9 protein-coding genes are annotated in these 10,411 nt (G+C 55.2%); 7 read left to right on the top strand and 2 right to left on the bottom strand.

Annotated elements, in window-relative coordinates:
* Window positions 1–339 precede the first annotated feature (339 nt).
* The 6 genes from map to dapD all read left to right on the top strand — a co-directional run bounded on the left by map (window position 340) and on the right by dapD (window position 7,144).
* Window positions 340–1,137 (top strand): type I methionyl aminopeptidase, encoded by a 798-nt coding sequence (gene map / locus ABYP39_RS14265; protein ID WP_372747454.1) that lies wholly within the window; start codon window positions 340–342, stop codon window positions 1,135–1,137.
* Window positions 1,134–3,797, top strand: a complete 2,664-nt coding sequence (locus ABYP39_RS14260; RefSeq protein ID WP_372783167.1) for a [protein-PII] uridylyltransferase — start codon at window positions 1,134–1,136, stop codon at window positions 3,795–3,797. The genes map and ABYP39_RS14260 overlap by 4 nt, the downstream gene beginning before the upstream one ends.
* Window positions 3,794–4,981, top strand: a complete 1,188-nt coding sequence (dapC, locus tag ABYP39_RS14255; RefSeq protein WP_372747452.1) for a succinyldiaminopimelate transaminase — start codon at window positions 3,794–3,796, stop codon at window positions 4,979–4,981. The genes ABYP39_RS14260 and dapC overlap by 4 nt, the downstream gene beginning before the upstream one ends.
* A gap of 17 nt (window positions 4,982–4,998) precedes the next feature.
* Entirely contained in the window at window positions 4,999–5,652 is a 654-nt protein-coding gene (gene nth, locus ABYP39_RS14250; protein ID WP_372747451.1) for an endonuclease III, read from the top strand.
* 100 nt (window positions 5,653–5,752) lie between these two features.
* On the top strand, window positions 5,753–6,097 hold the full coding sequence (locus ABYP39_RS14245; protein WP_372783165.1) for an arsenate reductase: 345 nt from the start codon (window positions 5,753–5,755) through the stop codon (window positions 6,095–6,097).
* Between the two features lie 12 nt (window positions 6,098–6,109).
* Window positions 6,110–7,144: a 2,3,4,5-tetrahydropyridine-2,6-dicarboxylate N-succinyltransferase gene (gene dapD, locus ABYP39_RS14240; RefSeq protein ID WP_372747449.1), complete on the top strand. Its 1,035-nt coding sequence runs from the start codon at window positions 6,110–6,112 to the stop codon at window positions 7,142–7,144.
* A 370-nt stretch (window positions 7,145–7,514) separates the two neighbouring features.
* On the opposite strand, the gene ABYP39_RS14235 is transcribed toward dapD, so the two are convergent.
* A complete protein-coding gene (locus tag ABYP39_RS14235; protein WP_372747448.1) occupies window positions 7,515–7,694 on the bottom strand; it encodes a hypothetical protein in 180 nt (59 codons plus the stop codon).
* Window positions 7,695–7,848: 154 nt separating this feature from the next.
* Entirely contained in the window at window positions 7,849–9,456 is a 1,608-nt protein-coding gene (locus ABYP39_RS14230) for a class I adenylate-forming enzyme family protein (RefSeq protein ID WP_372783163.1), read from the bottom strand.
* A 193-nt stretch (window positions 9,457–9,649) separates the two neighbouring features.
* Between ABYP39_RS14230 and dapE the strand changes: the two genes are divergently transcribed.
* Window positions 9,650–10,411 (top strand): succinyl-diaminopimelate desuccinylase (dapE, locus tag ABYP39_RS14225; RefSeq protein ID WP_372783169.1); only part of this gene is annotated, 762 nt, incomplete at its 3' end.

Genomic DNA, 10,411 nt, shown 5'->3' with positions numbered 1-10,411 from the left:
TTACATGTGACATCAGATTTTCCTTTTACGGGTTCTTGCTTGCGCATCTCCCATGACCCAACCCGGCAGCCTTCACTTCACACGAAGTGGCTGGCGAGCACCCGGGATCATGTGCCGAGACACGGGCGGCGTTAAGGTTAATTCCCCGACAAATGCACCCTTTAAAAGCGGTGTCCCCGTCGGGGGCGCGTTTTATACCACAACTACCGACCAAACTAAAGCAAAAAGCCGCTGCAGATACCCTGTGAAACATCGCCTGTTCGCCGCCCTTGGTTTACAATGGCCCCCCTTTGAGCCTGCGGTTTATGCAGGGCAGACAAGGGAATCCAGCGCCAGTCTATGAATGTCAGCATCAAAACCCCTGAAGAAGTCCAGAAAATGCGGATCGCCGGGCGTCTCGCAGCCGATGTCCTCGAAATGATAGAGGAATACATCAAACCCGGCGTGACCACCGACGAACTGAACACAATCTGCCACAATTATATTGTGGACGTTCAGGATGCCATTCCTGCGCCGCTGAATTACAACGGCTTTCCAAAATCCATATGCACCTCGCCCAACGAGGTGATCTGCCATGGCATTCCAAACAATAAACCACTGAAAAATGGTGACATTCTCAATATCGACGTCACTGTCATAAAGGATGGCTGGCACGGTGATACCAACCGCATGTACTACGTGGGTGAGGTCCCCGAACACGCCCAGCGCCTGTGCCGAGTGGCTCAGGAATGCCTCTACCAGGCCATTCGCCTGGTCAAGCCGGGCGCACGCCTGAGCGATATTGGTACGATCATCGCCAAACACGCTCACGCCAATCACTATTCAGTGGTAGAGGAATACTGCGGTCACGGTATTGGCCGCGGCTTCCACGAAGACCCGCAGGTACTGCACTACGGCAATGGCTACACTGCCCGCAATGATCTGGTACTCAAAGAAGGCATGACCTTTACTATCGAGCCCATGATCAACGCAGGCAAGAAGCACACCAAACTCAATATGAAAGATGGCTGGACCGTAACCACCAAAGACCGCCGCCCTTCCGCCCAGTGGGAACACACCATGGCGGTCACCGCCGACGGAGTCGAGGTGCTTACCGCACGCAGCGACGAAACCGAATTTCGGAGAAACTGGTCTTGAGCACACTTGCCACCGAAGCACAGGCCCTTGGCGAACCCAAAGATCGCATTGCACTATTTCGCAACTACCTACAGAACCACCGCGAACAATTGGATAAGCGTTTTGAGGCCAAAGACAATATCCGCGACATCGTAAAAGGTCGGGCTAACGCCGTTGACGAAGTATTGCGGGCCGCCTGGTCGCTTTACCCCTGGAATGAAGATATCGCGCTGATCGCCGTAGGCGGTTACGGCCGAGGTGAACTGCACCCCTATTCAGATGTAGACCTGCTGATCCTGCTGGAAAACAGCAACAGCGAAGATTACCGGGATTCACTGGAATCCTTTATTGCCCTGTTGTGGGATCTGAATCTGGATATCGGCCACAGTGTCCGCAGTATCCGCCAGTGCGTACGAACTGCCAGCGAAGATATCACCGTTGCCACTAACATCATGGAATCGCGCACACTGGCCGGTAACAGCGCTTTGTTAGCGCAATTGCTGACACAGACTGCCCCTGACAAAATCTGGTCAAGCCGTGATTTCTTCCGCGCCAAGTGGGACGAGCAGATAGCCCGCCACCGCAAATTTGCCAACTCCGAATACAACCTCGAACCCAATGTTAAAAGCTGCCTCGGTGGCCTGCGCGATATCCAGATGATTGGCTGGATTGCCAAGCGCCACTATGGCGTCGACTCCCTCGCCGAATTGCTACCACTGGGCTTCCTGCGAGAAGAAGACCTGTCACTGCTGCGCCGCGGCCAGGATTTCCTGTGGCAGATTCGCTATGCCTTGCACGTACTCAGTGGCCGCGAGGAAGACCGCCTGCTCTTTGACCACCAACGCACAATGGCACGGATGTTCGGCTACGAAGACGACGACGCCCGGCTCGCGGTCGAACAGTTCATGCAGCGTTACTACCGCTGGGCACTGGCGCTGGGTGAATTGAACGACCTGATGATCCAGCACTTCGACGAAGCCATCCTTCGGGCCTGCGAAGCCGAAACCATTCTCGAGCTGAACCCGCGTTTTCGAGTGCGCAATGGTCACATCGAAGTAACCAACAAGAATGTCTTCAAAAAAACACCATCGGCGCTGATGGAAATTTTTGTCTTGATGGCGCAAAACGATGCGATCGATGGCGTTCGCGCGGCCACCATCCGGCTGATTCGCGACCATCGCGACCTGGTCGACGACAAATTTCGCGCCGACCCACGGGTACGCCGCTTTTTCATGGAAATACTGCGTTCGCGCACCAAGGTAGCACTCACCCTGCGCCGCATGATGCGTTTTGGCATCCTCGGTAAATACCTGCCCGAATTCGGCCAGATTATCGGCCAGATGCAACACGACCTGTTCCACATCTACTCGGTAGATGCCCACACCATGGAACTGGTTAAGAACCTGCGTCGCTTTACCTACCCTGATAATGAAGAAAAATTTCCGGTCGCCTCGCGCATTGTGCGGCGCATGGATAAACCGGAGCTGCTGTACCTGGCGGGGCTCTATCACGATATTGCCAAGGGTCGGGGTGGTGATCACTCGTCACTTGGCGCCGTGGACGCACGTAACTTCTGCGAAAACCACGGACTGTCCAATCGCGACACCAACCTGGTGTGCTGGCTGGTAGAAAAGCATCTGTTCATGTCCGCCACCGCCCAACGCAAGGACATATCGGATCCGGAAGTGATCCGCGACTTTTCTTTGGAAGTTGGCGACCAGGTACGCCTGGATTATCTCTATGCACTGACGGTGGCCGATATCAATGCCACCAACCCCACATTGTGGAACTCATGGCGTGCGTCACTACTGCGCCAACTCTACGCCGAAACCAAACGCGCCTTGCGGCGCGGTCTGGAAAACGTGATCGATAAGCAGGATTGGATTGTCGACACTCAGCGCGAAGCCCTCAAACGGCTCGAAGACCACGGCTTTGAGGAAGAAGAAGTACAAGCCATCTGGAAAGATCGCGGCGAAGACTACTTTCTGCGCGAGCGCTCAGACGATGTGGTTTGGCACACGCGCGCCATTGCCCGCCACCACGATATGAGCAAGCCACTGATCCTGGTCAAGAAAAGCAGCAACGTTGACCTTGAAGGCGCTACCCAGATTTTCGTTCACACGCTAGAGCACGACAATCTGTTTGCCGTGGTAGCCAGTACCATGGAACAGCTTGACCTCAACATTGTCGACGCCCGAATCTACAGTTCCACTTCCGGCTACTCTCTCGATACTTTCTATGTACTTGACGCTGACGGTAAACCCATCAGCGACGACGAAGAGCGCTGCCAAGCTATCGTCGATGGGCTGCGTCAACAGATTGAGCAACCCGATCGCTTCCCTGAATTTATGAGCAAGCGCACTCCCCGGCAGATGCGCCTCTTCTCGACCCCTACCCGCACCACGATGGCCACTGACATCAACAAAGGGTGTTCGGTGCTGGAAGTTATCACGCCCGACCGCCCCGGCCTGCTGGCACGCATTGGGCGAATTTTCTACGACTACGATATCAAACTGCAGAACGCCAAAATTGCCACCCTCGGTGAGCGAGTTGAAGACGTTTTTTTCATCACCAACAAAAAACAGAAACCGATCAAAGATCCGGAGCTCTGTGAAAAGATCCAGCGCGCCATCTGCAAAGAGCTGGATGAACAAGCCTCAGCGGAACCACGTTTTTCATGAATCCCGAACTGCAAAGACTGCAACCCTACCCCTTTGAGAAACTGCGCGAGCTTTTCAGCGGTGTAGAAACACCTGACAAGCCACATATCGCGCTGTCAATCGGCGAACCCAAGCACGCATCACCAGCATTTGTGGTAGATCGCCTGGCTCAGGAACTGTCTCGCCTAGCGAATTACCCCAACACCAAAGGTCTGCCCGAGCTACGCCAGAGCATTGCCCACTGGGCAACACGCCGTTTCGCGCTTGAGGGGCTTGATGCCGAAAAACAGGTGCTACCAGTCAATGGCACGCGCGAAGCCCTCTTTGCTTTCGCCCAGGCAGTTATTGACCGTCGCGGCCAGCCACTGGTGATCAGCCCCAACCCCTTCTACCAGATTTATGAAGGTGCCGCGTATCTGGCAGGCGCAGAGCCCCTGTTTCTGCCTTGTGGCGAGAACACCCAGTTTCTACCTGATTTCACTCAGGTTACCGAGGAACAGTGGCGGCGCTGCCAACTGCTGTACCTGTGCACCCCCGGCAACCCGACCGGGGCCACGCTCAGTATCGAACAATTACAAGCATTGATCGGGCTAGCCGATGAACACGATTTTGTGATTGCGAGCGATGAGTGTTACTCCGAAATCTACCCGGATGAAAGCAACCCGCCTGCCGGACTGCTGCAAGCCGCTGCCGCAATGGGTCGTCATGACTATCAGCGCTGTGTCGTTTTCCACTCACTGTCGAAACGGTCGAACCTGCCCGGACTTCGATCGGGTTTTGTCGCGGGCGATGCCGACATCCTCGCCGCCTTTTTGCAATACCGCACCTACCACGGCTGTGCGATGCCAGTGCAACACCAGATTGCCAGTATTCAAGCCTGGAATGACGAAACCCATGTGGTGGAAAACCGCCGGCTTTATCGCAACAAATTCAAGGCTGTCAGCGACATCTTGGCACCAGTGCTGAGATTCGAACAACCTGACGGCGCATTTTATCTTTGGCCTGAAACACCGCTTGATGATCAGGCGTTCGCCCGTGGCCTTTACCAGCAACAGCATGTCACTGTGCTGCCCGGCAGTTTTCTCAGCCGCGAGGTCAACGGCAATAATCCCGGTAAGAACCGGGTGCGCATGGCGCTGGTCGCGGAGCCCGAAGAATGCACAGAAGCCGCCCACCGCATCCGCCGCTTTATTGAATCGCTTTAAGTTGACCCTCCCACACTATGCTGAAAAAAGAACGCGCTGCCTATATTCTTCAGCGGCTGCAGGAACTCTACCCTGAGCCGCCGATTCCCCTCGATCACACTGATCCCTATACGCTGCTGGTGGCAGTGTTACTGTCGGCCCAGTGCACCGATGAGCGGGTCAATCAGGTAACCCCTGCACTGTTTGCACTGGCAGACAACCCTTTCGATATGGCGCAACAATCTGTCGACGACATTCGCGCCATTATTCGCCCCTGTGGTCTGTCGCCACAGAAGTCCAAAGCCATCCAGCGGCTATCCGAAATTCTGGTAGCAAAATACAATGGCGACGTGCCGGACAATCTCGAGGCACTGGAAGAACTACCGGGCGTTGGCCATAAAACCGCCAGCGTTGTTATGTCCCAAGCGTTTGGCGTGCCCGCATTCCCTGTCGACACCCACATTCACCGGTTGGCACAGCGCTGGGGACTGACATCCGGAAAGAGCGTGGTTCAAACCGAACGTGATCTGAAAAAACTCTTTCCGAGAGAAAGCTGGAACGCATTACATCTGCAGATTATTTATTACGGCCGGGAATACTGCCCTGCTCGGGGCTGCCACGGCCTGGTGTGCGAGATCTGTACAACCTGCTACCCGAAACGCAAAAACCCGGTGATTACGCAGAAGGCCTGATTTCCAGCCGCTTCGGCAGTCCCTCCACTGCTGCCAGCACCGTGAACTCGCCGGCCCAATCTGCTATTCTTCGCCCCCCAAAAAAGCAATCTTCGACCCCATGATCAAACTTTACGGCATCAAAAACTGCGACACCGTACGAAAGGCCCGCAAATGGCTGGAGCAGCAAGGCGTTGAGCACAGCTTCACCGACTATCGGGACGCCCCGGTCAGCAAAAGTGAACTGGAAAGCTGGTACGACGTAGTCGGCGACAAACTGCTGAATAAACGCAGTACATCCTGGAAACAACTCAGTGAAGCCGAGCGCAGCGCCAGTGACAAGCCTGACATCGTCGCGCTGCTGGCCCAGCACCCCACCCTGATCAAGCGCCCGGTGCTGGTCAACGGGAACACCGTTCATGTCGGCTTTGCCGACAAGGATTATCAACAGTTAACCGCAAACTAAACAGGTAGACCTATGACATCCTCTCTTTTCAGTGTTGGCATTGGCGTCGGCACACACAACAGCAAAGGCGAATGGCTGGAAGTTTTCTACCCTAAGCCGCTGCTTACTCCTTCTGCAGAAGTCACCGGCGTACTTGTCGACGCGCTGGCTTTCAGCGGCGGCAACCATGCCATCAGTCTCGATCCTGCGCGCATGATTGCCCTGTCGGAAACCCTAAAAGGAGTAGACGACGAGCTTTCTGCCTTGTGTGCGAAGCTGTCCAACAGCACGCAACCGTTGGTGGCCACTATCCTTAGCACCGACGAAGCGCCGAGTTCTGTGCCAGAGGTTTACCTGAAACTGCACCTGCTGTCGCATCGACTCGCCAAACCTCATACTCTCAAGCTGGACGGCATGTTTGGCGTACTGCCCAATGTTGCCTGGACCAACCAGGGCGCTGTAGCTATCGACGAACTGAATGACAAGCAGCTCGAGGCGCGTCTGAAGGGTGAGTTACTGGAAGTCATGTCGGTCGATAAGTTTCCGAAAATGGCCAATTATGTGGTGCCCGCCGGTGTCCGTGTCGCTCACACTGCCCGCGTTCGCCTCGGCGCCTACCTCGGTGAAGGCACCACCATCATGCACGAAGGTTTCGTCAACTTTAATGCCGGCACCGAAGGCCCGGGCATGGTCGAAGGCCGTATCTCTGCAGGCGTGGTTCTGGGCAGCGGTTCAGACCTCGGCGGTGGCGCCTCCACCATGGGTACGCTGTCAGGCGGCAATAACGTGATCATTTCGGTTGGCAAAGAATGCCTGATAGGCGCCAACGCGGGCGTGGGCATCCCTCTGGGAGACCGCTGCACAATCGAAGCTGGTCTGTATGTCACCGCCGGTTCCGTCGTGACCATGCTGGACGACAAGGGGCAAGCTGTTAAAAGTGTTAAAGCCCGTGATCTGGCCGGTCAATCGGATCTGCTGTTCCGCCGCAATTCCAAAACTGGCGCCATTGAAGCACTGACCAATAAATCTGCGATCGAACTGAACGAGGCGCTGCACGCGCACAATTGATCGCTTGCCCCCTCTTTTGACCAGTCAATAAAGGGGGGGCTGCCGTTTCTGGCATGCTGTTCATAGCCGAGCAATTTGGCGGTTCAGTAAATCTGCCCTCACTCACTGTGCCTCCCGCTGTAACCTTCAATGGCAAAGGCTTGTGAGATAACTCACAGGGAAATTGTCGCCATTACGCCACAGGGCGAAAAACCGGCTGGAAATATGGTCGGTCAGTAAGCGCTAAAGGGATTGGCATCACCAACATCAGACTGGATTTTATCCAGCATCAACAGGGTGTTAGTGATTCGAGGACGCGTGAGGACAGCAACGTTGAAGGGCGTGAGGAACGTTGCTGTAGTGAAACAGTGTCGGGGTTGGGCGACGATGATCAATCAAGTACGTGTAGGCTGCCCACTTTCACCACGCGATTGGGTTGATAGTTCGGTGAAGACAAGCGGTCTATCTGCCCACCTTGCGCGAGAAAGGCATCGACCTGTTGTTCAATTTCGCGGCGCAACTGCTCGTGCGCGGTTTCCTGATGACGAATGGCCATTGCACGATCAAACATACGAGAGCTCCTCTGTGTGTGAGTGGCACAATCGTAGAATTTCGCGATGACAATAATGCGACGAGAAAATGAATATGATGTGAAGGCCCTTGCCGGTAGCAAAACCCACCGACAAGGGCTCCAATTAGATGCCAATTCGATCAAACACGCTTGATCAAACAGCAGGCATTGCGTCGGCCATCTCCCTCAGTTTGTTCTTAGCAACTTTGTCCAATGTGGCACGCGGAAATTCGTCGACAAAGTACACCGCGCGCGGCACTTTGAAATCCGCCAGGTTGGTCTTGCAGTGATCGATTATCTGCGCTGCGAAGGCTTCATTGTCTTCCGGCGCGCCCATCCCCTTGATCACGAAAGCTACTGGCACCATGTCTAGCATATCGTGGGCCTTGGCGACGACCGCAATTTCGCCGATGCCGCCCACCTGCATGCAGGTTTCTTCAACCTGACGAGCCGACACATTTTCACCGCCAACCTTGAGCGCATCCTTGTCGCGATCACAAAAATAGAAATGACCTTCGTCGCCCACTTTGACCATGTCACCGGTTTTGAACCAGCCATTATCGGTAAAGGCCTTGGCGTTGGCTTCGGGATTGTTGTAGTACTCAAGGAAGAGTTGTACACCACGGGTGCCATGTACCCACAGCTCGCCAATTTCGTCTTTTTCACAAAGCTTTCCCGTATCCGGGTTCACCACCGCAAAACGATAGCCCGGCGTAGGCTTGCCAATGGAACCCTGCGGCCAAACCTGATTGAAATCGGACCGGGTGGCGTGAATGACCGTTTCCGTCATACCCCAGCAGGCGAGAATATCCATATTCAGCCATCCTTTAATTTCGTTCCAGATAATACCCAACGCACCCACCTTGATGGTGTGCTCCGGAACCGGTTGCGCCGCAATCGCCTTGAACACAAAGGGAATCAGAGAAACGTGAGTGACTTTGTGCTTGTTCACTACCTCCCAGAATCGGCTGGACGAAAATTTCGGTTGAAGTACTACCGTCCCACCACAACCCAAGGTACTCCAGAACGCCCAGCTCTGGGCATTTACATGGAAAAATGGCAGGTAAGCCAGATAGGTATCGTCGCCCGTCATATTCAGGTTAAGCGGCCCCGTGCGGCCTGCCCACAAGGCATTAGCGTGGGTATGGACCACGGCTTTGGGCAGCGACGTGGTGCCGGAAGTAAACATGATACCGGCAGGCAACATCGGTTCGGCTGGCCGCGCCGGCAGATCTTGGGCTCGTCCAAACAGTGCGTCAAAGGATTCCAGACCGTGGCTGTCAGTACCGGGCTCCGGTGCTTCACCTGCATTGTCGGCAGTCACAGCAATCCACTTCACACCTTTGGCGTTGTCGCGAATCTGTTCAACAAATTTGGGCTGGGTGATCGCTGCCACAGCCCCCGTATGGCTGGCAAAATACTCTATTTCGCCGCCCACGCTGCGCGTATTCGTGGTTACGGCCACTGCACCGAGCTTGGCGCAGGCATACCAGGCTAGCACCATTTCCGGACAGTTCTCAGCGTGTATCAACACCTTATCGCCTTTGGCCACTCCTTTCGCATGTAGCCCAGCGGCAAGCGCCGAGGTATCTTCATCAAACTGTTTGTAGGTCCAGGTTTTATCGTTTCCCGATACCGGCTCCCACACGAAAAAAGGGTGTTCCGGCTTATGGGTTGCCCAATGGCGCAGCAGCTGGGGAATATCCTGATCGGCAAAATCGTAGTGTGCGGCGGCGCTAGCCACGTCGAAATCGATGCTCATGGGGTCCTCGTCAGTTGCCTGAGTTGAAAAGAAAGCCATGGTAGCCAAGCACCAGCCCTGTAACCATGACGATTCTTGTCAAATTCCGCGCGGGCTTGAGCGCTAATGTCACTAGAGTCAGCGGTTAGCCCGCATAGTCTGATAAAATGCCGGCAATTCACAGTAAGGTAGCCCCATGTCCACTTCGTCAGACCTGTCCCCCACGCTTGCATTGACCCTTGAACTGATCCGCCGCGAGTCGGTCACACCGGAAGACGCTGGTTGTCAGGCACTGATGATGGAGCGCCTGCGCGCAATCGGATTCCATTGCGAATCGGTTGACTTTGGCGAGGTCAAAAACTTCTGGGCAGTACGTGGCGACAGCGGGCCGCTGTTTTGCTTTGCAGGGCACACCGATGTGGTACCCACCGGCCCGGCTGCACAGTGGCAGCATCCCCCTTTTGCCCCCATCATTAAAGACGACTACGTTTATGGGCGCGGCGCCGCTGATATGAAAGGCAGCCTGGCTGCCATGGTCACCGCCTGTGAGGACTTTGTAGCAGCCAACCCTGAACACAACGGCCGCATCGCTTTTCTCATTACCAGCGATGAAGAAGGCCCTGCAGTCAACGGCACGGTAAAGGTGGTGGAATGGCTGCAGCAACGCGGCGAAAAAATCGATTACTGTCTGGTGGGAGAGCCGTCCTCCACTGACCGCGTTGGCGATATCATCAAAAATGGCCGCCGCGGTTCGCTGGGCTGCAAAATGACCGTGCGCGGTATTCAGGGTCACGTGGCTTATCCCCATCTGGCGAAGAACCCGGTTCATTTGGCCGCACCCGCACTGGCCGAACTGGCGGCCACAGAATGGGATCAGGGCAACGACCATTTTCCCGCCACCAGCTTCCAGATTTCGAACATCCAGGCTGGGACTGGCGCAACTAACGTGATTCCGGGCACCCTGGAAGTGATTTTC

The sequence above is a fragment of the Litorivivens sp. genome (genome assembly GCF_041625495.1).
In the GTDB taxonomy this organism is placed as follows: Bacteria; Pseudomonadota; Gammaproteobacteria; order Pseudomonadales; family Spongiibacteraceae; genus Litorivivens.
The sequence above is the reverse complement of the archived record's forward strand: the minus strand, read 5'-3'. Positions and strand labels throughout refer to the sequence as shown.